This window comes from Pleomorphomonas carboxyditropha (genome assembly GCF_002770725.1).
Lineage (GTDB): Bacteria > Pseudomonadota > Alphaproteobacteria > Rhizobiales > Pleomorphomonadaceae > Pleomorphomonas > Pleomorphomonas carboxyditropha.
The window spans coordinates 425,324-446,707 of the sequence record NZ_NQVN01000001.1 but is presented as its reverse complement, the minus strand read 5'-3'; the positions used below and the strand labels follow the sequence as shown (position 1 = coordinate 446,707).

19 protein-coding genes are annotated in these 21,384 nt (G+C 66.1%); 4 read left to right on the top strand and 15 right to left on the bottom strand.

All coding sequences use genetic code 11. From position 1 onward, the window contains the following. Nucleotides 1-3: 3 nt before the first annotated feature. The 3 genes from sufC to CJ014_RS02070 all read right to left on the bottom strand — a co-directional run bounded on the left by sufC (nt 4) and on the right by CJ014_RS02070 (nt 3,589). The gene (sufC, locus tag CJ014_RS02080; RefSeq protein ID WP_100078849.1) at nt 4-756 is read right to left on the bottom strand and encodes a Fe-S cluster assembly ATPase SufC; all 753 of its coding nucleotides are present in this window, start codon (nt 754-756) and stop codon (nt 4-6) included. Between the two features lie 99 nt (nt 757-855). Continuing rightward, on the bottom strand, nt 856-2,331 hold the full coding sequence (sufB, locus tag CJ014_RS02075) for a Fe-S cluster assembly protein SufB (protein WP_100078848.1): 1,476 nt from the start codon (nt 2,329-2,331) through the stop codon (nt 856-858). An 82-nt stretch (nt 2,332-2,413) separates the two neighbouring features. Then, complete coding sequence (locus CJ014_RS02070; protein WP_100078847.1) at nt 2,414-3,589, bottom strand: cysteine desulfurase family protein; 1,176 nt, start codon at nt 3,587-3,589, stop codon at nt 2,414-2,416. Between the two features lie 296 nt (nt 3,590-3,885). Here CJ014_RS02070 and CJ014_RS02065 point away from each other — a divergent pair, with 296 nt between their 5' ends. After that, nucleotides 3,886-4,542, top strand: coding sequence for an alpha/beta hydrolase (locus CJ014_RS02065; RefSeq protein ID WP_100078846.1), 657 nt, complete (start codon nt 3,886-3,888; stop codon nt 4,540-4,542). A 245-nt stretch (nt 4,543-4,787) separates the two neighbouring features. Here CJ014_RS02065 and CJ014_RS02060 read toward each other — a convergent pair whose 3' ends face one another. The 4 genes from CJ014_RS02060 to crcB form a co-directional block, all read right to left on the bottom strand. Continuing rightward, nucleotides 4,788-5,237 carry a hypothetical protein gene (locus CJ014_RS02060; RefSeq protein ID WP_100078845.1) on the bottom strand — a complete coding sequence of 150 codons (450 nt, stop codon included), beginning with the start codon at nt 5,235-5,237 and terminating at the stop codon, nt 4,788-4,790. A gap of 387 nt (nt 5,238-5,624) precedes the next feature. Continuing rightward, complete coding sequence (locus tag CJ014_RS02055; RefSeq protein WP_100078844.1) at nt 5,625-7,064, bottom strand: GGDEF domain-containing protein; 1,440 nt, start codon at nt 7,062-7,064, stop codon at nt 5,625-5,627. Between the two features lie 111 nt (nt 7,065-7,175). Then, nucleotides 7,176-8,237 carry an RluA family pseudouridine synthase gene (locus CJ014_RS02050; RefSeq protein WP_245426992.1) on the bottom strand — a complete coding sequence of 354 codons (1,062 nt, stop codon included), beginning with the start codon at nt 8,235-8,237 and terminating at the stop codon, nt 7,176-7,178. After that, nucleotides 8,234-8,617, bottom strand: coding sequence for a fluoride efflux transporter CrcB (gene crcB, locus CJ014_RS02045; RefSeq protein WP_100078842.1), 384 nt, complete (start codon nt 8,615-8,617; stop codon nt 8,234-8,236). Before crcB ends, CJ014_RS02050 begins: the two co-directional genes overlap by 4 nt. Nucleotides 8,618-8,953: 336 nt before the next feature. On the opposite strand from crcB, the gene CJ014_RS02040 reads away from it, so the two are divergent. Next, entirely contained in the window at nt 8,954-10,885 is a 1,932-nt protein-coding gene (locus tag CJ014_RS02040; protein ID WP_100078841.1) for a potassium transporter Kup, read from the top strand. Nucleotides 10,886-11,133: 248 nt separating this feature from the next. Then, nucleotides 11,134-11,721: a L,D-transpeptidase gene (locus CJ014_RS02035; protein ID WP_425351885.1), complete on the top strand. Its 588-nt coding sequence runs from the start codon at nt 11,134-11,136 to the stop codon at nt 11,719-11,721. 64 nt (nt 11,722-11,785) lie between these two features. Here the strand turns inward: CJ014_RS02035 and CJ014_RS02030 are convergent, their stop codons facing one another. The 3 genes from CJ014_RS02030 to CJ014_RS02020 form a co-directional block, all read right to left on the bottom strand. After that, complete coding sequence (locus CJ014_RS02030; protein WP_100078839.1) at nt 11,786-12,136, bottom strand: gamma-butyrobetaine hydroxylase family protein; 351 nt, start codon at nt 12,134-12,136, stop codon at nt 11,786-11,788. A 120-nt stretch (nt 12,137-12,256) separates the two neighbouring features. Beyond that, nucleotides 12,257-14,305 (bottom strand): putative bifunctional diguanylate cyclase/phosphodiesterase, encoded by a 2,049-nt coding sequence (locus tag CJ014_RS02025; RefSeq protein WP_100078838.1) that lies wholly within the window; start codon nt 14,303-14,305, stop codon nt 12,257-12,259. Between the two features lie 193 nt (nt 14,306-14,498). After that, on the bottom strand, nt 14,499-14,810 hold the full coding sequence (locus CJ014_RS02020) for a DUF6949 family protein (protein ID WP_245426989.1): 312 nt from the start codon (nt 14,808-14,810) through the stop codon (nt 14,499-14,501). 205 nt (nt 14,811-15,015) lie between these two features. Between CJ014_RS02020 and CJ014_RS02015 the strand changes: the two genes are divergently transcribed. Continuing rightward, nucleotides 15,016-15,768: a hypothetical protein gene (locus tag CJ014_RS02015; RefSeq protein WP_100078836.1), complete on the top strand. Its 753-nt coding sequence runs from the start codon at nt 15,016-15,018 to the stop codon at nt 15,766-15,768. An 86-nt stretch (nt 15,769-15,854) separates the two neighbouring features. On the opposite strand, the gene CJ014_RS02010 is transcribed toward CJ014_RS02015, so the two are convergent. The 5 genes from CJ014_RS02010 to CJ014_RS01990 all read right to left on the bottom strand — a co-directional run bounded on the left by CJ014_RS02010 (nt 15,855) and on the right by CJ014_RS01990 (nt 21,049). Beyond that, on the bottom strand, nt 15,855-16,067 hold the full coding sequence (locus tag CJ014_RS02010; protein ID WP_100078835.1) for a DUF3126 family protein: 213 nt from the start codon (nt 16,065-16,067) through the stop codon (nt 15,855-15,857). A 154-nt stretch (nt 16,068-16,221) separates the two neighbouring features. After that, nucleotides 16,222-17,058 carry a serine O-acetyltransferase gene (cysE, locus tag CJ014_RS02005; protein WP_100078834.1) on the bottom strand — a complete coding sequence of 279 codons (837 nt, stop codon included), beginning with the start codon at nt 17,056-17,058 and terminating at the stop codon, nt 16,222-16,224. A gap of 166 nt (nt 17,059-17,224) precedes the next feature. Further along, the gene (locus CJ014_RS02000; protein WP_245426986.1) at nt 17,225-18,412 is read right to left on the bottom strand and encodes a sugar diacid recognition domain-containing protein; all 1,188 of its coding nucleotides are present in this window, start codon (nt 18,410-18,412) and stop codon (nt 17,225-17,227) included. A 76-nt stretch (nt 18,413-18,488) separates the two neighbouring features. Further along, entirely contained in the window at nt 18,489-19,637 is a 1,149-nt protein-coding gene (locus CJ014_RS01995; protein WP_100078833.1) for a glycerate kinase, read from the bottom strand. A 98-nt stretch (nt 19,638-19,735) separates the two neighbouring features. Further along, on the bottom strand, nt 19,736-21,049 hold the full coding sequence (locus tag CJ014_RS01990) for an MFS transporter (protein ID WP_100078832.1): 1,314 nt from the start codon (nt 21,047-21,049) through the stop codon (nt 19,736-19,738). Between the last annotated feature and the right edge of the window lie 335 nt (nt 21,050-21,384).

The window sequence follows — 21,384 nt, the reverse complement described above, 5'->3', positions numbered from 1 at the left end:
CCCTCAGGCGGCCGCGTCCGCCACGTAGGCAGCGTAGCCGTTCTTCTCGAGGTCGAGCGCCAGCTCCGGCCCGCCGGTGCGGACGATGCGGCCGTCGGACAGCACGTGCACGATGTCCGGGACGATGTGATCGAGCAGGCGCTGGTAGTGGGTGATCACCACGAAGGCGCGGTCCGGCGAACGCAGCGCGTTGACGCCCTCGGCCACCACCTTGAGCGCGTCGATGTCGAGGCCGGAATCGGTCTCGTCGAGGATGCAGATCGACGGCTGCAGCAGCGCCATCTGCATGATCTCGGCGCGCTTCTTCTCGCCGCCGGAGAAACCGACGTTGACCGGCCGCCGCAGCATCTCCGAGGTGATGTTCAGCTTCTCGGAGACGCCCTTCACCAGCTTCATGAATTCAGGGGTGGTCAGCTCGTCCTGGCCCTTCGCCTTGCGGTGGGCGTTGAGCGCCGCCTTCAGGAAGGTCATGGTGGCGACGCCGGGGATCTCGATCGGATACTGGAAGGCGAGGAACAGGCCGGCCACCGAGCGCTCGTTGGGCTCGAGGTCGAGGATCGACTCGCCGTTCAAGAGCACTTCGCCCTCGGTGACCTCGTAGTCCTCCTTGCCGGCCAGGATATAGGACAGCGTCGACTTGCCGGCGCCGTTCGGCCCCATGATGGCGTGCACCTCGCCGGGATTCACGGTCAAAGTGAGGCCCTTCAGGATCTCGCGGTCGCCGATCCGGGCATGAAGGTTCTTGATCTCGAGCATGGTCTTGTCCTGTCGTCCGTTTGGCCTCGACGCCCATGGCGGAGGCTCGTTGTCGTTGGTCTTGAAGAAGGAGGCGCGGTCGCGGCGCGCCCGGCAGGTCTAGCCGACGCTGCCTTCGAGGCTGATGCCGATCAGCTTCTGCGTCTCCACCATGAATTCCATCGGCAGTTGTTGCAGCACGTCTTTCACGAAGCCGTTGACGATCAGGGCGATGGCTTCCTCCTGCGGCAGGCCGCGCTGCAGGCAGTAGAAGAGCTGGTCGTCCGAGATCTTCGACGTGGTGGCTTCGTGCTCGACGATGGCCGAGGCGTTCTTGCTCTCGATATACGGCACGGTGTGAGCACCGCACTTGTTGCCGATGAGCAGGCTGTCGCAGTTGGTGAAGTTGCGGGCGCCGGACGCCTTGCGGCCGACCGACACCAGGCCGCGATAGGTGTTGCTGGACCGGCCGGCCGAGATGCCCTTGGAGATGATCTTCGACGAGGTGTTCTTGCCGAGGTGGATCATCTTGGTGCCGCTGTCGACCTGCTGGCGACCGTTGGAGATGGCGATCGAATAGAACTCGCCGCGCGAATTGTCGCCGCGCAGGATGCAGGACGGATACTTCCAGGTGATGGCCGAGCCGGTCTCCACCTGCGTCCAGGAGATCTTGGCGTTCTTGCCCCGGCAGTCGCCGCGCTTGGTGACGAAGTTGAAGACGCCGCCCTTGCCTTCCGAATCGCCCGGATACCAGTTCTGGACGGTGGAATACTTGATCTCGGCATCGTCGAGGGCGATCAGCTCGACCACGGCGGCGTGCAGCTGGTTCTCGTCGCGCGAGGGTGCCGTACAGCCCTCGAGATAGGAGACGTAGGCGCCCTCGTCGGCGATGATCAGCGTCCGCTCGAACTGGCCGGTCTTCTTCTCGTTGATGCGGAAGTAGGTGGACAGCTCCATCGGGCAGCGCACGCCCTTCGGCACGTAGACGAAGGAGCCGTCCGAGAACACCGCCGAGTTCAGCGTGGCGTAGAAGTTGTCGGTGATCGGCACCACCGAGCCGAGATATTTCCGCACCAGCTCCGGATGCGTCCGCACCGCCTCCGAGATCGGGCAGAAGATGACGCCGTGCTTGGCGAGCTCGGCCTTGAAGGTGGTCACCACCGAGACGCTGTCGAACACCGCGTCGACGGCCACCGGCCGCTCGCCCTTTTCGACGCCGGCCAGGATTTCCTGCTCCTTCAGCGGAATGCCGAGCTTCTTGTAGGTATCGAGCAGCGCCGGATCCACCTCGTCGAGGCTCTTCGGACCCGTCGTCTTCTTCGGCGCGGCGTAATAGTGAAGGTCCTGGAAGTCGATGGGCGGATAGTCGACGCGCGCCCAGGTCGGCTCCTCCATGGTCTGCCAGCGGCGCAACGCCTCGAGCCGCCATTCGGTCAGCCATTCCGGCTCGTCCTTCTTGGCCGAAATGAAACGGACGATATCTTCGTTGAGGCCTTTGGGCGCCAGATCCGACTCGATGTCGCTGACGAAGCCATACTTATACTTGTCGACGTCGATCGACAGAACCTGATCGACCGTCTCCTTGACTGCTGCCATCTCTCGCTCCTTCCACGCGGTTTCAAGGACCGTGGGAAATGTAAACTCAATGTAGTCGCTTTTTTCCGCAGCCGGTAGTCACTCAGGCTGCGGCGGTCCCATGTTGTTTCCTCATAGCGGCGAGGACGTTGCGCGCCCGCAAACCGAAAGCGCTCACCTCCTCGTCACTGGTCTCCGGGCCGATCGATACCCTGAGGCCGCCCTTGACCAGCGCCGGATCGACCCCCATCGCCATCAGCACCGGGCTCGCCGTCACCTTGCCCGACGAACAGGCCGAGCCGGACGACAGCGCCACGCCGGCAAGATCGAAGGCGATCACCGCCGTCTCGGCGGCAACGCCCGGCACGGCGAAGCAAAGCGTGTTCGCCAGCCGCGGTGCATGCTCGCCGAAGATCGTCGCATCCGGCGCAACCTCGCGGATCGTCGCGGCGATGCGGTCGCGTCGCGCGGCGACCTCCGCCACCCGCCCGAGATCGCCGAGCGCGGCATCGGCGGCCGCACCGAAAGCGCCGACGGACGCGACATTCTCCGTGCCGGCCCGCGCCCAGGATTCCTGGCCGCCGCCGGTGACGAGCGGCGAGAAGGCAAAGCCGTTGCGGCCGCGCACCACGGCGCCGACGCCCTGCCCGCCGCCGATCTTGTGGGCGGAAAGGGTCAGCACGTCGAGCCCCAGCGCTTCGATGTCGATCGGCAGCTTGCCCGCCGCCTGCACCGCGTCGGAGTGGACGAGCGCGCCATGCGCCCGGCCGAGCCGCGCCACCTCGGCCACCGGCTCGACGACGCCGGTCTCGTTGTTGGCCATCATCACCGAGACGAGCGCCCGCTCGCCGGCCGCTGCCAGCTCTGCAAGACGGCGTTCGATAAAGGCAAGGTCGACGATGCCGTCGCCGTCCACCGGAATGACCTCGACGCTGTCGGCCGGAAAGCGCCCGCCGCGCGCCACCGCCGGATGCTCGACGGCCGAAACCAGCAGCCGGTCGAGACGGTAGGGCTTGCCGAACAGCGTCCAGTCCGGCGTCAGCACGGTATTGGCGGCTTCCGTTCCGCCCGATGAGAAGGTGACGCCCTTCGCCTCGGCGCCGCAGAGCCGCGCCACCGACCGCCGGGCCTGCTCGAGGACGGCGCGCGCCGCCCGCCCCTCGGCATGCACGGACGAGCCGTTGCCGGGACGGTCGAGCAGCTCGACGAGGCGCGCCCGGGCGATCGCCTTCATGGGCGCCCCGGCATTCCAGTCGAAATAGAGGCGTGCCTCCGCCATGCCCTTCCCCATCCGCAACAGCCGTCCGGAACGATCGGGCGACTGGTGCGTTCACTATACCATCCGCTTTTGACCTGCCAGACCGGCCTCGGACCGTTCAACGATCCTCGAAGATGCGATTTTTCTTGACGCCGGACCGGCCGGCGGTCCAGTGCAAGCGCACAAGCCGAACGATGCGCCGCTCGCATCAGTTTTGAGTAGTTCTAAATCTAGGACCAGACCTTCCCCGCGTCAATACGACGCGCCCTGCCGGCGACGGCAGCGGCCCCGGGTGGAAGGTCGAGATCGAGGACAACATGCCCGAAGTGATCTTCAACGGCCCTGCCGGGCGCATCGAGGGCCGCTATCAGCCGGCCGCCGTGCGTAACGCGCCGATTGCCATGATCCTGCACCCGCATCCGGAATTCGGCGGCACCATGAACAATCAGGTCGCCTACCGGCTGTTCTACATGTTCAAGGAGCGCGGCTTCGCCGTGTTGCGCTTCAACTTCCGCGGCGTCGGCCGCAGCCAGGGCCAGTTCGACCATGGCTCGGGCGAACTGTCGGATGCCGCCTCGGCGCTCGACTGGGTGCAGTCGATCCATCCGGAGGCCAGGTTCTGCTGGGTGGCCGGCTTCGACTTCGGAGCCTGGATCGGCATGCAGCTGTTGATGCGCCGCCCGGAGATCGAGGGATTCATCTCGATCGCGCCGCCGGCCAACCTCAACGACTTTTCCTTCCTGGCCCCCTGCCCCTCGTCGGGCCTGATCATTCACGGCGACATCGACAAGGTGGTGCCGCAGAAGGACGTGCAGGCGCTGGTGGACAAGCTGAAGGCCCAGAAGGGCATCGTCATCGATCACAAGATCATCGAAGGCGCCAACCATTTCTTCGACCAGAAGATCGAAGAGCTGATCGACCATTGCGGCCGCTATCTCGACATGCGCCTCGCCGCCCAGCCGAGCGAAGGCTGAAGCATCGGACCGAGAAGTGGACTCCGGTTTGCGGACAATCCGATGCGATAACTGGATCGTCGCGACACAAACAACGCCAAGGGCCTCGAACCGTCTCCGGTTCGGGGCCTTTTCGTTGCCCAGCTATCCAGTCGACTGCCGCCTAAAGCATTTTCGAGCGAAGTGGACCCCGGCTCACGGGAGGAAAATGCGTCAACTCAATGAGTTGTAGTATTTTGGCGTTTCCGGTAAATGCGGAAAACGCTTCAGAAGCGGGCGATCAACTCGAGGGGATCGCGCACCCAGTCGTCGCCGTTCTCGGACGCATGCTCCGACGCGTGATTCTCCGCCTCGCCGGCCACGTTGAAGTGCGGCTGGTATTCTTCGACCAGGGCCTCGACGAGATGCTTCCGGTCGAGGGTGAAAGGCGACACCTTCCAGAACACGCCGGCCGTCAGCCGCTTCAGAATCGGGTTGGCGGCCAGAATGGCCGAAACCGCCACGATGACCGACTCGCTCTCGCCGACATAAACCGGATGGGCGCGGCCGGACAGCTCGGTCGTCAGGACGAAAACGCCCGGGCGATCGGGCGCGTCGGCGCCGGTCTCGAACGCATGGCCGGCATAGCGGGCGGGCGTCTGGCCAATGGCCGGCAAAGCCTTTCCGCTGACCGCGGCAGCCGCCGCTGCGACGAAGGACACTTCGGTGACGTTCATGACACATCCTCCCAAAATACGTTCGACGCGACACTGCACCGAAAAGATAACACGTACGCAAAGACGTTCAAGGAATATCAGACTTAATCGCCATTCCTCTTTGGCATATATTTTGGCTTATCTTTTTAAGTCATACTTAAATTGTACGCAATTCCCCGTAGAAAGCGCTTTTGATTATCGCGTGGACCTGCAAAAAATCAGAAAATATTTACCCGCCTTCCTTGCCCCAAGCTTATTTCATAACTTATCTAAACTCGCGGAAACGGAAATTGTTCCCAAGCGGTTGGAAAAATTCGGAGACTGAAAGATATGGGGCGGAGCCGGGCGCTTCGGGCCGCCGATCGCGGCCAGGCGGCTGCCGGTCGAAACCGCCCCTCCGCTCGGCAATCAGGCGAGGCAGACCCGGTCGCCGCCGGCCGCCTTGGCCTTGCGCAGCGCCCGGTCGACCCGGTCCATCGCCGCGCCGCGCTCCTCGCCGGCGGCGAGCGCGGTAACGCCGATGCTCGCCGTCAGGCGGGCGAGCGCGCTGTCGCCGAAAGTTTCGGCGCCGACGACCTTGACGAGGCTGTCGGCAAAACGCGTGGCCGCGTCGGAATTGCCTTCCTTGAGGACGGCGAAATCGTCGCCGTCCAGGCGGGCGATGACGCCGGCGCCGCTGGCGACCCCGGCAACGATCCGGCCGACCTTGCCGAGGGCGGCGTCCCCGACCGGCCGCCCGAACCGGTCGTTGAAGGCGCCGAAGCCGTCGAGGTCGATCAGGATCAGGCTGAATGGCCCGGGCGGGGCGCGCCGGGCCGATATCCGCACCTCGAACTCCGCCTCGAAGCCGGACCGGTTGACCAGCCCGGTCAGCGCGTCGCGGAACGCCAGCTCGCCGACCCGCTTCCTGTAGACGCCGAACGCCAGGGAGACGAGGACGAGCGATACGGCAATGACCAGGAAGCCGACGGCGAGATTGAACAGAAACCCGAGCCACAGCGGCCGCATCGCCGCCGCCTCGTCCTGCTCGACCATGACGCGCCAGCCGAGGTCGGGAATGAGCCGGTGCGACAACAGGATGTTCCGTCCGTTCCGCTCGAAGGCATATTCGCCGCGCTCCTCGCCGAGGATGCGGTCGGCGATGGTGGAAAGCCCCTCGGACGCGCGGATGGAGGCGCCGACCGGCGTATCGGCGTCGGTCGCCACCACGATGTCGCCGCGCCCGTCGACGAAATAGATGTTGCGGTTGAACTGGTCGCGATAGCGCGCCACGATGTTGCGGACCGTCCGGAAATCCAGGCCGACGCCGGTCAGCGCGATCATCTTGCCGTCGTGGTCGAGCACCCGGTAGTTGATGAAGACCGTCAGCGCGTCGTCCTGCTGCTTGTTGATATCGACGTTGACCTCGTAGGGGGCGGTGGCGTCGATCGAGCGGAAGAACCAGCCATCGGCCGGATCGTCGCGCTTGAGATGCCGCGGCGGCGCCTCGAAATGGTAGTAGGCTTGGGTATCGCGCGACACCAGGAAGGCGGTGAAGGCATTGTACTGCCGCTGGATCCGCTGGAGATAGCGCGTGATCGCCGCCAGATCGAGCTCGCCCGAATGCAGCCAGTCCTGCAGGAAGGTGTCGTTGGCCATCAGCGAGGAAACCAGGATCGGCCGCACCAGATCGGTCTGGATCTCCGAATAGATGTTGGAGCCGGTAAGCGGCAGCTCGCTCTCGACAATCGATTGCCGCATGGTGTCGACGGCGATGAAATAGCTGACCATGTTGGTGATCAGAAAGCCGATGGCGAGAATGGCGCCGATCAGCGGGATCATGCGCATCCGGTCCAGCTTGGCGATCATTCTTCCTCCCGGCGCGGCGCAAACACCCTACGCCGCCCTGCGTGCTCCGCGAGGGCGTTCCGAATCGTCTCGCCTGGCTTCTACCATAGGTCGAACCGACGTCCCGTCGTGTCAATCTTCCGGGAACGACGGATTCTCCTCGTCCTTGTCGGACACTTCGAAGCCCAGCAGGTTCCAGGATTGCAGCATGTGCGGCGGCAGCGGCGCGGTAACGTCGATCACCTCGCCGCCGGCCGGATGCGGGATGGTGAGGCGGCGGGCCAAAAGGTGCAGCCGGTTCTGGACGCCGCCCGGCAACTGCCAGTTCTCGATGTCGAAATAGCGGGGATCGCCGATGATCGGATGGCCCATCGCCTGGCAATGGACGCGCAATTGGTGGGTGCGGCCGGTGGTCGGCTTCATGGTCAGCCACGACAGGCGGCCGGCCGAATGCTCGACGATCGAATAATAGGTGACGGCGTGCTGGGCATCCGGCTCGCCGTGCTTGGCCACCGTCATCATGTCGCCGTCCGGCCCCGGCACGCGCTTCAGCCAGGAAGAGATCTTGCCCTGGGCCGGCTTGGGCTGGCCGAACACCAGCGCCCAGTAGATCTTGCGCGCCGAGCGGGTCTGGAAGGTGCGGGCCAGCGTCGCGGCGGCAAGGCGCGACCGGGCGACCAGGAGGCAGCCCGAGGTCTCGCGGTCGAGGCGATGGACGAGGCGCGGCTTGACGCCCTTCCTGTCGCGCAGCGCCTCCAGCATGCCGTCGATGTGGCGCGTCATGCCCGATCCGCCCTGCACGGCGAGGCCGGCCGGCTTGTTGAAGACGAAGACGTGCTCGTCCTCGTAAAGCAGCAGCGAGCGCAGGTAGTCGGCCTCGTTGGCCGAGGCCACCTGCTTGGGCCGGGCCATCGGCGCGCCGCCCTCCCCGTCGTGGAAGGAGGCGCCGCCTTGCGCCGCGTCGCCGTATTGCAGCGGCGGCACCCGCACCGTCTGGCCGGCGCCGAGCCGCTGGTCGGTCTTGCAGCGGCCGCCGTCGACGCGCACCTGGCCCGAGCGGATCAGCTTCTGCAGATGGCCGAAGCCGAGGCCCGGGAAATGCTCCTTGAACCAGCGGTCGAGGCGCATGCCGGCCTCGTCCTTGGCCACGGCGATCATGTCGACGCGCGGTCCGCCGGGGGTTCCATGGGTCATGCGAAGGCCCTCACGAGGTGGAGACCGGCCACCAGCGCGGCCAGCGACAATATGATCGACCCCGCGACATAGACGGCGGCGGTTGCGGCCGAGCCGCGCTCGAACAGCACGATGGTGTCGAGCGAGAAGGACGACAGCGTCGTGAAGCCGCCGAGGATGCCGACCGCCACGAACAGGCGGAGCGATTCCGAGCCGTCCAGTTTCAGCGCCAGCAGCTCGATGAACAGGCCCATGATGAAGGAGCCCGTGATATTGACGATCATGGTGCCGAACGGAAAGTCGGGCCCCAGGAGCCGACCGGCGCCGACGCCGACCAGATAGCGGCAGACCGAGCCGAAGGCGCCGCCGATGGCGACGAGAAGCACGGGAACAAGCGACATGGCGGAACTCGGGGCGACACTCGACCGGAAGGATGCCGGATCGACGCGGAAATACGGCCGGCGGCGGTTTCGCGCTTTCTAGAGCATAGCCCGGCAAATTGGAACCTCATTCGCCGCGCCGCGTTCCGCCCCAAAGGCCGGACCGACGGCCGGCCGGCGGGGGCCTCGCCCCTCGGGGGATCGACGAATGAACGACGCGGCAAGCCCCGCAAACCTGCCCAATTTGCCGGCACCGCTCTCCGGCGGCCATGCTTGCGGATTTGCGTATATTCCGCTATTTCCACGCCGCCGGATCGAGCCGACGTCACCGACGTCCGATCCCTGTGACGGTTCTACATGAACGACGCCAAAGCAAAAGGCCGCCCGACGGGCGATTCTTCTCCGACCGCAGATGGCCACGGCGAGCAGCAGCACGCCACCGGCTCGCTGCTCGGCCTCGCCGTCGGTTCGGTCGGCGTCGTCTACGGCGATATCGGCACGAGCCCGCTCTACGCGTTCCGCGAGGCGTTGCATCACACCGCCGCCGACGGCATCACCCGCTCCGAGGTGACGGGCGTCGTGTCGCTGCTCATCTGGTCGCTGACGCTGGTGGTGACGCTGAAATACGTGCTGTTCGTCATGTATGCGGACAACAAGGGCGAAGGCGGCACGCTGTCGCTGGTGGCGCTGGTGCGCGGCGCGCTCGGCAAGCGGGGCGGCTTCGCGCTGATCATCGGCATTCTCGGCGCCTCGATGTTCTTCGGCGACGCCGTCATCACCCCGGCGATCTCAGTGCTGTCGGCGGTCGAGGGCCTGAAGGTGGTGGCGCCCGGCTTCTCCCACTATGTGGTGCCGCTGACCATTGTCATCCTCATAGCGCTGTTCGCCATCCAGAGCTTCGGCACCGGCCGGGTCGCCGCCTGGTTCGGACCGATCACCGCCGTCTGGTTCCTCTGCCTCGGCCTGCTCGGCCTGATGCACGTCAGCGACGATCCGGCCATCCTCTACGCCCTGCTGCCGACCTCGGCGATCTCCTTCGTCATCGACCACGGCTTCCTGGCCCTCGTGGTCATCGGTTCGGTGTTCCTGGCGGTGACCGGCGCCGAGGCGCTCTATGCCGACATGGGCCATTTCGGCCGGCGGCCGATCCAGCTCGCCTGGCTGGTGCTGGTGTTCCCGGCGCTGACGCTCAACTATCTCGGCCAGGGCGCGCTGGTGCTCTCCCGCCCCGAGGCGCTGGAGAACCCGTTCTTCCTGATGGTGCCGCCGCCGGTGCTGATCCCCTTCATCCTCCTGGCCACCATCGCCACCATCATCGCCAGCCAGGCCGTCATCACCGGCGCCTTCTCGCTGACCCAGCAGGCGGTGCAGCTCGGCCTCATTCCCCGCATCGAGAGCCGCCACACCTCCGAGACGCAGGCCGGCCAGATCTACCTGCCGCGCATCAACTGGATGCTGCTGGTCGGCATCCTGGCGCTGGTCGTCTTCTTCCGCTCGTCGAGCGCGCTGGCCTCCGCCTACGGCATTTCCGTCACCGGCGAGATGGTGATGTCGTCCATGCTGGCCTTCATCGTGGTCTGGAAGGTGTGGAAGTGGCCGATCTGGGTGGCCGTCGCCATCGTCGCCCCCTTCCTGTCCATGGAAATCATCTTCCTGTCGGCCAACCTGCTGAAGGTATTCGACGGCGGCTATCTGCCGCTGACGCTGGCCTTCTGCGTCGCCACCTGCATGTGGACCTGGGTGCGCGGCAGCGAACTGGTGTTCGAGAAGTCGCATCGCGAGAACATCCCGCTCAGCGACCTTCTGAAGATGCTCGCCAAGTCGCACCCGGTGCGGGTCGGCGGCACCGCCGTGTTCCTGACCTCCGACCCGGACATCGCGCCGAGCGCGCTGTTGCACAACCTCAAGCACAACAACGTCCTGCACGCCAAGAACATCATCATGACCGTGCACGTGGCGACGACGCCGCGCTATCCGGACGATCAGCGCGTCAAGATCGAGCCGCTGTCGGAGGATTTCATCCTCGTCGAATTGACCTTCGGCTACATGGAAACGCCGAACGTGCCGCGCGCGCTGGCGGACTGCCGCCGCCAAGGCATCAAGTTCGACATCATGGCGACCTCCTTCTTCCTCAACCGCCGCTCCTTCAAGCCGAGCCCGCAGTCGCCGATGCCGATGTGGCAGAACCGCCTGTTCATCTCGCTGACGCGCATGGCGGCCAACGCCACCGATTTCTACCGCCTGCCCTCCAACCGGGTGGTCGAGCTCGGCCAGCAACTCACGGTGTGACGGCGCACCGAACGAGGCGTATCCGGCGGTTTCCAAAACCTGAGCGCGACCGTTGCATTGTGGCAACAAAGCGGCGAGAAGGTGGAACCGATACCGGGGTTTCGCGTATAAGCGCTTGAAGGTCGGCGATGCACTCTGCATCGTCCTTCGTCAGTTTCGCATTCGACGCGATACCCCGAGTCGAACTTCGGATGTGTCGCGTCCCCTCAAACCTTTCGGATTCCGGTTCTTTCACGATGATGAGAAAGATGCTTCTCCTTGCGGCGGTCGCCACGGTGGCCGCGTCGCTCCACACGGGCACCGCCCGTGCCGAAGAGGAAACCGTTCGCTTCTGGGATCCTGCCTCCAGCAGCTTCCAGACCATCGTGCGCCGGACTGCGCGCCCGATGGAAAGCCCGATCAAGAAGGAGATGATCGATTATGCCGGCCCCTACGGCAACGGCACGATCATCGTCAACACCGGCGAACGCCGCCTTTATTACGTGGTCGGCGACGGCAAGGCGCTGAAATACGGCATCGGCGTCGGCCGCCCCGGTTTCACCTGGCAGGGCACGCATCACATCACCCGCAAGGCCGAGTGGCCCGGCTGGACGCCGCCGCCGGCCATGCGCAAGCGCCAGCCCAAGCTGCCCTATTTCATGCCCGGCGGCCCCGACAATCCGCTCGGCGCCCGCGCCATGTACATCGGCTCGACCATCTACCGCATCCACGGCACGGCCGAGCCGTGGACCATCGGCCAGGCGGTGTCGTCGGGCTGCATCCGCATGACCAACGACGACGTCGCCGACCTCTACGAGCGCGTCGGCGTCGGCACCAAGGTCGTCGTCGTCCACTGAGCCTAGGACATCAGGACGCCGCCGCGGCCGGCCGCGGCGGCGTTTTCGCGTCCGCCTCGCCGGGTCAGCGCGACAGGCCCTTGGCCTTCAGTTCGGCGACATAGGCGGCGAACAGCGCCTCCTGGTCGCGGCCGGTCTCGTAGAGGATGGTCCAGGTGTAGAGGCCGCTGTCGTGGCCGTCGTCGAACACCAGGCGGACGGCATAGGACCCGACCGGCTCGACGGCGGTGATTCTGACATTCTGCTTGCCGGCCACCGTTATGCGCTGGCTCGGGGCATGCCCCTGAACCTCGGCCGAAGGGGAGTTTACCCTCAACAGTTCGGCCGGAATGGAGAAGGACTGGCCGTCCTCGAAGGAGACGGCCAGCGAACGCTTGTCGGCGGAAAGACGGATTTCGGTGGGCCAGACGGCCATGGCGCGCTCCCCTCGGATGTTGACGGATGGGTTGGCGCATACATAACGCCCGTCCGTGCCGCCACCAAGCCCGATCAGCGGCGGACCGTGAACCGAGCAGCCTAAAAGGGGGTCCCTGACCTACGGCGTCTCGCGGTCGCGCCCCCGGCCGGCGTCGCCGCCAATGGCACTCGCCAGCCGGTCGCCGAGCCGGCGGAGGTGCTTCACCGACGCCGCGGCGTCCGGATAATTGGCGTCGCGCCAGGCCTGGAATTCCGCGTCGGGCATCGGCCTCGCGAAATGATAGCCCTGCACCAGGCAGCAGCCCAGGCGCCGCACCAGATCGAGCTGGTCGGCCGTCTCGACGCCCTCGGCCACCACCTCGCAGTTGATCGCCTTGCCGATGCCGATGATCGCCGACACCAGCGATTCCATCTGGTGGCTGCCCGACAGCGAGGCGATGAAGGTCTGGTCGATCTTCAGCCGGTCGGGCTTCAATTGCGACAGATAGGCGATGTTGGAGTAGCCGGTTCCGAAGTCGTCGAGGGCGATATGCACGCCGAGCGCCTCGAGCCCCTTGAGATTGCGCGTCACCTCGATGTTGTTGCCGAGGATGACGCCCTCGGTGATCTCCAGCTCGAGCTGGTCGGGGCTGACGTTGTGGCGGCGCAGGATATCGCGCACCTGGCCGACGAATTCGCGCCGCTGGAAATGCACCGCCGAGACGTTGACGGCGACGATCGGCGGGTATTGCCAGATGGTCGCCCACCTGGCGGCGGTGCGAACCGCCTCCTCGATGACGAAATTGTCGATTTCGATGATCAGGTCGGACGCCTCGGCGGCCGGAATGAACTCGCCCGGCGGGATCAGCTCGCCGCTCTCCCGGTCCGTCCAGCGGATCAGCGCCTCCGCCGACGGGATGTAGCCGCGCTCCACGTCGACCTGCGGCTGCCAGTAGAGGCTGAGTTCGCCGTCGCGCAGCGCCGCCCGCAGCCGCTCCCGCAGCGCCAGCACTTTGTGGCGCTCGTTGAGGATGTCGGCGTCGTAGAACTGGAGGCGCGACTTGCCGCGCGACTTCGCCTTGTAGAGCGCGAGGTCGGCGAGCTGCAGCACCTCGTGAAAATCCCGGCTGTCGGACGGCCAGACGGCCGCGCCGCCGGAGCAGCGGATGTCGATGTCGGTATCGCCGAAGCGCACGATCGATTGCAGGCGGGCAAACGAGGCGCGCAGCAGCGTCACCGCGCCGGCCTCGACGAAGCCGTCGGTGGAAACGACCACCACGAACTCGTCGCCGCCCCAGCGCACCACCAGGGCATCCTGGCCGAAGGAGGCGACCAGATTGCCGACGAACGCCTTGAGCACGTGGTCGCCGGCCATGTGGCCCAGCTCGTCGTTGACCTCCTTGAAATTGTCGAGATCGAACACCATCACCGCCTTGGAGGCCTGGGGATCGAAGTGGATGCCCTCGATCCAGCGCTCGAAGGCCCGGCGGTTGAGCACGCCGGTGGTCACGTCGTGGTCGGCGCGATAGTTGGCCTGCCAGGTGGCGCGGCGGTTGAGCACCAGCAGCGCCAGCATCGACACGATGGCGCCGACCAGGGCGATGGAGAGCTTCAGCATGGCCGAATAGCTCGCCGACAGGGTTTCGCCCTGCAGCGCGATATAGCGCGTGCCCTGCTCGGTCATGTTCTCCTGAAGCAGGCGGAATTTTTCCGACAGGCGCCTCAGATCGCCGTCGAGCGCATTGAGGACGGCCGTATCGTCGGGACCGACGCTCGCGAAGGCGACGCCCAGCCCCGAGGCCAGCTCGGCGATACTGTCGATCTGGGCGATCAGCGCCGCGTCGCCGGGCATGATGAACGACGGGCGGGCGCGCTCGATGGTGGCGAGCAGCCGCTGGAGCGCGTCGCGGATATCGCCGGCGTCCTGGGCCGTGAAGCCGAGGATCAGCCGATTGCCGAGCTTGCGGCGGGACATCTCGACCAGCTTGGCCTGATCGCCGATGTCGCGGCCGGCCTGCATGGCCTCGCTGGCGTTCGAGGCCTCGATGCGCTGGAAGGTGCGGTAGGCCTCGAGGGCGGAATTCTCGGCGAAGATCAGCAGGACGACGGTGAACAGGATCGGCAGCAGGTTGGCCAGCCGCCGCAGCAGGTCGGCCTTGCGGAAACGCAGAAAGGCGAGAAGGTTCATGCCGCCACCTCACGGCGGCGCGTGCCTTTCGTCCCTGCCCCTTCCCAGCCGAACCGCGACATGTGCCCACGTCCCGCCCACAAGCATGAAGAGCAATTCTAGGGGCGAAGCGTTTCAGAAGTCTTTCTTCGACAAGAGTTTCCCCGGCACGACGCCCGGCGGACGGCATCGGCCGAAGGGCAAGCCGTCCGGCTCAGCCGATCGACTGGGCGACCACGACGAAGAACGGCAGCAGCATCACGCCCGAGCAGAGGCTCCACGCGCCGGCGATCGCCGTCGAGGCCACCAGCCAGCCGAGATTGCGGTGCTCGATCCGCCGGCCGCGGATGGCGTTGCGCATCAGGATGGCCGGGCCGGCGAACATGATGAGAAAAGTCTGCGCGATGCCCAGCAGGATCGTCTCCGCCTGCATCTCGAAGCGGGCCGGCCTCGAGGTCACGAGCTGGTAGAGCGACGACAGGAGGCCCGCCAGGACGAAGCCCAGAGCGATCGAAAAACACGTCACCAGAATCTCGACATTCATTGCCGTTAACCCCGCCTTAACCCTGATCCGAAATGAAACAATGAGCACGGACCTGCCAGGGACGTGGCAAGGCGCGGGCCGCGACGATGCGGAGCGGGCCGGAAGACGAAACTGGCGGGGTTCGGCGGTGTCCCGGGACGGCCGAGGGTGGCGGTTCGGGGCTCCTGTCTCAATTCGGGAGGCGGTCGTGACCCACTACGCGGCATATTCCGACGAAAGCCTGCTTCGTCCGGTTCGACGCCCGGCCCGCCGCCGCACCAGCGCGGCCGCCTGGTTCCTGCGCGCCGTCCTCACCACGTTCCTGCTGGCCGGCGGCGTGATGCTGGTGAACATCCTCGTCAGCCTCTCCGGCAATTTCGACAGCCGGGACGGCCGCTCGACCGACCCCACGCCGACGGCGCTGTTCATCGGCCGGCAACGGCTGGTGATCCCGGCCAACATGTTCCGCTTCGCCGACCAGAGGAACGTCGGCCCGCACGAGCGCATCGACCTTGCCGTCCATTTCCCGGAAATGGCCGGCTATGCGCGCGACTTCCGCAAGGATTTCCTCGACCTCGGCGCCAACGCGCCGGTCGTCTACCTGACGATCCGCACGCGCGACACGCCGACCGACAGCGTCGGCCGGCTGATCAACGTCTACCAGCACTTCTTCGAGGAAGGGACCATCCCGGCGCCGGCCGGTCTCGTCGGCCACCGCATGTCCGAGGAGTCGGGGCTCAGCGGCGAGGAAGTGTTCTTCGAGGCGGGCTCGACCAATCCGTTCACCACCCATTGCACGGCGCCGGACGACAGCGAATACCCCGCCTCCTGCCTGACCGAGATTCACGCCGGCGCCGACCTGTCGGTGCAGATCCGCTTCCGCAAGGGCCTGCTCGCCGACTGGGCCGGCATCAAGAGCGGCGTCCGCGTGCTGCTGCTGTCCTTCGGCGTCACCGCCTAAAGCACCCCGCCCAAAAAAAGCAGAGCGCTCCGTGCTCTTTCGCAACACGGAACGCTCTGGATGGCGCGATGCGCGTGCCGGCCGGATCAGCCGGCGATATCCTCGGCGAGAATGGCCATCTGGAAATTGAACGACTTGTCGTCGTCCTCGTCGTCCTCGTAGACGACGCCGATGAACTCCTCGCCGACGTAGACCTCGGCCGAGTCGGTCTTGCGCGGCCGGACCCGCACGCTGATGGTCGGCGACTGCAGCGTCTTGCGCAGGAATTTCTCGATGCGGGCGATTTCGTCTTTGGTCAAGTTGGCTTCTCCAGTCTGAAGGCCGGCGATCGCTCGCGGCGGGAGCGGCGAACCGGACGGCGACGAGTCGCCGGCGTCGGCGTGTTCTGGCACGGACAGGCTGGCAAGGAAACCCACGAATGGCGGGCCGGTTGCATGGTTCCCCCGCTCTTTCTCAGCCCTCGCCGCCCTCCGGCAGGCGCTGCTCCATGGAATGGGAGGGATCGCTGCAGCCGGCTTCGCCGATCACCCGCGCCGGCACGCCGGCCACCGTGGTGCCGCGCGGCACCGGCTTCAGCACCACCGAACCGGCCGCGACGCGCGAGCAGGCGCCCACCTCGATGTTGCCGAGGATCTTCGATCCGGCGCCGATCATCACGCCGTGGCGGATCTTGGGATGGCGGTCGCCGGTCTCCTTGCCGGTGCCGCCGAGCGTGACGTTCTGGAGCAGCGACACGTCGTCCTCCACCACCGCCGTCTCGCCGATGACGATGCCGGTGGCGTGGTCGAAGAACAGGCCGCGCCCGAGATGCGCGCCGGGATTGATGTCGACCTGGAACACCTCCGACGACCGGCTCTGCAGGTAGAGCGCCAGGTCGCGCCGGCCATGGTTCCACAGCCAGTGGGCGAGCCGGTGCGCCTCGATGGCGTGGTAGCCCTTGAAGTAGAGCAGCGGCTCGATGAACCGGTCGCAGGCCGGGTCGCGGTCCTCGAAGGCGACGATGTCCGAGCGGAAGGCGGCGGCGATATCGGCATCGTCGGCCACCGCCTCGCGGAAGGCCTGGGCGATCATCGCCGAGAGCACGGTGGTGTTGCCGAGCCGGTCGGCCACGCGCTGGATGACCGCGTCCTCGAGGCGGACGTGGTCGAGCACGGTGAGGTGCATGAAGCCACCCAGCGCCGGCTCGTTCTCGACGATGGCCGAGGCTTCCCGCCGGACGCGCGCCCACACCGGGTCGAGGGCGTCGAGCGGACGGCTCACGGATTGAAGACTTGCGGACAACGACGACATCCTTGCGCAAAAGAAACCGGCCCGGCCTCACCGGAAACCGGCCGTGCCTCCGTGAGGTATGACACATGATAGTCGGACGGTCTTCCGGGGAAAAGTCCGGAGACCGTGCTTTTGTTGCGCGAGAGGTGGGCAAGAGGCAATCTTTTTCCCGTTTCGCCTCTCCCCCTCACGATCCGCCGCGCCATTTTCTGGAAATGCAGCCGAGGTAGAGGCCGAAGCATTCCTCGACCGAGGACATCTCGACCCTGGTGAGGTCGCGAATGCGGCGCATCCGGTATTCGAGCGTGTTGCGGTGAATGCCCAGCGCCTCGGCCGTTCTGCCCATGTGCATGTTCTGGTCGAACCAGGTGTTGAGCGTGGTCAGAAGCTGGCCGCTTCGGTCGGCCTCCGCCAGCGCGTCGATCGGCGAGCCGATGTCGTCGATCAGCCAGTTCTGCCCCAGCGCGTCGAGCATCACCGGCAGGCGCAGGTCGTCGTAGAGAAACACCGCGCGCTCCGGCCAGCGCCGCTTGCCGACCGCCAGCGTCGCCTTGGCCAGTTGGTAGGACCTCGGGATGTTCTGCTCGCCCGGGAAATAGCGGCCGAGCGCGATGCGCAAGCCCAGCCTCGTTTCCTCGTTCATGCGCGACAGCAGCTTCTCGATGCGCTGGCGGTGCACATGGAGATCCCACTTGCCCTGGCCGTCGAGCGCCGGCTTCAGGACGACGATCTCGTTGAGCGAGATCGTCGCCACCAGATTGCGGTGCGACGGCAAGTTGAGCAGGCCGTGCAGCCGTTCGAGCTCGGCGACGATGGTCTTCGCATCGGCGCCGCGCGTCGTCACCTCGATGACCGCCACCACGCGCGGCATGCCGAGATCGAGCCCCAGCCGTTCGGCCCAGTTGCGCAGCCACGGCGTGATGTCCTCGCCGCGAAGCAGGCTGTGAACCAGCGTTTCGCGAAGCCGGGCGTCGCGGGCCAGCAACTGCATCAGGCGCGCCTGCTCGAGCATGGTTTCGGCCGCCAGGCGGACCAGCTCGGCGAACCGCGACACGTCGCCCGGCTCGCCGGTAAGCCCGATGCAGCCGACGATATTGTTCTGGCTGCGCAGCGGCAGGTTGACGCCCGGCTTGACGCCGTTGAGGCGCTTGGCCATCTCGCCGTCGATCTCGACGGCGTCCTGCTTGTCGAGGACGAGCAAGGCCCCCTGGTGCATCGTGCCGATGCGGCTGCGGTCGCCGCTGGCGATGATGATGCCGCGGGCATCCATCACGTTGACGTTGCAGTCGATGATCTGCATGGAGCGCTCGACGATCGACTGCGCCAGAGCGGCATCCATGTGCAGCAGGGTGAAGGTCTGCGACGCGCGATCCAAGGCCAACGTCTCCGGTGATGCGGACGACCATCATACTACGGCCGTTACGGATCTGCGCCAGACGTTCGCCGGGCCGCTACGCCTGCCGGCCGAAACCGCCGAGCTTCAGCGTGGCGGCCACGTTGCGCGCCGTGACGCGCAGGTTGTCGCTCGCCTCGGCGAAGGCCTCGGCCAGCGAACAGGCGCGCGGCAGCACGCCGAACACGGCGTCGATCCCATGATCGAAGACGGCCTCGGAATCGGCGCCCAGACTTCCGGCGATGCCGATCACCGGCTTGCCGTGGCGCTTTGCCACCGTGGCGACGCCGATCGGCGTCTTGCCGTAAATGGTCTGGCCGTCGATGCGTCCCTCGCCGGTGATGACCAGATCGGCATCCGCCACCACCGCGTCGAGCCCCACCGCCGTGGTGACGATCTCCGAACCCGGCTTCAGATCGGCGCCGAGAAACGCCTTGAAGCCGGCGCCGAGGCCACCCGCCGCGCCGGCGCCGGGCAAATGCGCCACGTCGGCGCCGAGCACGGCCTTTATGACGGCGGCGTAGTGGCCGAGGTTGGCGTCGAGAAGCGCCACCTTGTCCGGCGTCGCCCCCTTCTGCGGGCCGAACACGGCGGAGGCGCCGCGCGGGCCGATCAGCGGATTGTCGACATCGCAGGCCACCTCGACGCGGCAGTCGGCGAGGCGCGGATCGAGGCCGGACACGTCGATGCTCGCCAGACGGCCGAGTTCGCCGCCGCCGGGGCCGATGGGCTTGCCGTCGGCATCCAGCAGACGCACGCCCAGCGCCTGCAGCATGCCGGCGCCGCCGTCGTTGGTGGCGCTGCCGCCGATGCCGACGATGAAGTGGCGGGCGCCCCTGTCGAGCGCCGCCCGGATCAGTTCGCCGACGCCGAAGGTGGTGGTGATCAGCGGATCGCGCGCCTCCGGCGGCACCAGCATCAGGCCGCTGGCGGCGGCCATCTCGATGATCGCCGTCCTGCCGTCGCCGGTCAGCCCGAGGAAGGCGTCGACCGGTTTGCCGAGCGGACCCGACACGGCAAGGCTGACGACGGAGCCGCTCGTGGCGGCGACCATGGCCTCGACCGTGCCCTCGCCGCCGTCGGCGACCGGCAGGACGACATAGTCGGCATCCGGGAAGATCTCGCGAAAGCCGGCGCGGATGTTGCTGGCGACTTCCAGTGCCGACAGGCTTTCCTTGAAGGAATCTGGGGCTATGACGATTTTCATCGCCGGTGTCCTCATCGATTGGCAAAGGCGGAATTGGGGGGTGTCGGTGTCCGGCGTGAAAGAGGCCGGGGGCTCATGGCAAGCCCCCGGCGATCAGCTTACCGGTTGACCAGCTTTCCGGGAATGCGCAGCACCAGGACCACGCCAACCAGGATGATCGCGGCGAGGATATAGAGCGCCGTGTCGGTGCTTTGGGTCGTGTCCTTGATCCAGCCCACCATATAGGGGCTGACGAAGCCGGCGATCTGGCCGATCGAGTTGATCAGGGCAAGGCCGCCGGCCATCGCGGTCGGCGACAGATAGCCGCCGGAAATCGGCCAGAACATCGGCAGTCCGGTGAGAGCGCCCATGGTGGCGATGGTGAGGCCGATCAGCGCTATGGTGGGGCTGGCGCTGAAGTTGGCCGCCACCATCAGGCCGCCGACGCCCATCAGCATGGGAATGGCCAGATGCAGGCGGCGCTCCCGGTGCCGGTCCGCCGAGCGGCCGACATACAGCATGAAGACGCTGGCGGCGAGATAGGGAATGGCGCTCAGCCAGCCGACCAGCGCCGGATCGGTCTGGCCGCTGGCCTTGATGATCGACGGCAGCCAGAAATTGATCATGTAGACGCCGCTCTGGATCGAGAAGTAGATCACGCCCAGCGCCCAGACGCCCTTGTTGCGGAGGACGGCGGCAAAGCTGTCCGACACCGTCTTTGGACGGTTCTTGTCGTCCTCGACCAGGGCCTGCTTGAGGGCGGCCTTCTCGTCGGACGACAGGAAGCGCGCATCGTCGATGCCGTTGCTGAGCACGGCGAGGATGCCGATACCGAGCACCACCGTCGGCAGCCCCTGCAGCAGGAACAGCCACTGCCAGGCATGCATGCCGGCCTGGCCGTCGGTGAAATGACCGAGAATCCAGCCGGAGAACGGTCCGCCGAGAACGCCCGACAGGGGAATGGCCGACATGAACAGCGCCATCACCCCGCCACGCCGCGCCGACGGGAACCATTTGGTGAGGTAGAGAACGATGCCGGGGAAGAAGCCGGCCTCGGCGGCGCCAGTCAGGAAGCGGAGGACGTAGAACGACTCGGCCGAGCGGACGAACAGCAGGCTGGTGGACAACAGGCCCCACAGCACCATGATCAGCGCGATCCAGCGGCGGGCGCCGAAGCGGTGCAGCATCAGGTTGCTCGGCACGCCGAAGGCGACGTAGCCCAGAAAGAAGATGCCGGCGCCGAGGCCGTAGGCCGTCTCGCTGAGGCCGAGGTCGTCCAGCATCTGCAGCTTGGCGAAGCCGACGTTGACGCGGTCGAGATAATTGAAAAGATAGCAGACGAAGATGTACGGGATCAGCCGCAAGGCGACTTTCTTGTAGGTCGCGTCGATTCCGCTCGCGCCCAGCCCGCCGGATGTCACGGTGGTGGTCATATCTCACTCCCTGAGCAAGTTTTCTTCTACGACGCGCATACGCATCGTTGTCCCCGATGTTCACCTCTGACGTCCAACCAGGGCGCTGTCACAATAGGGTGCGAGCCCGGCAGCGTCTTTGTGCAAGCTGGACAAATATCCATCCGCACTAGACCGCGAACTTTCGTGAGGTTGCACAATGGCGGCAACGGGCGGGCGATGTTTTCCGATGCGTCAACCTGAACTTATCCCGCTTCGGGCTCGTCCGAATCCAGGTCGGCGTTGCGGCTCGCCAGCTCCGGCAGCGTTCAATGACTTGCGATCGGACTCCGATTCACAACATCAGGCCGACCTGA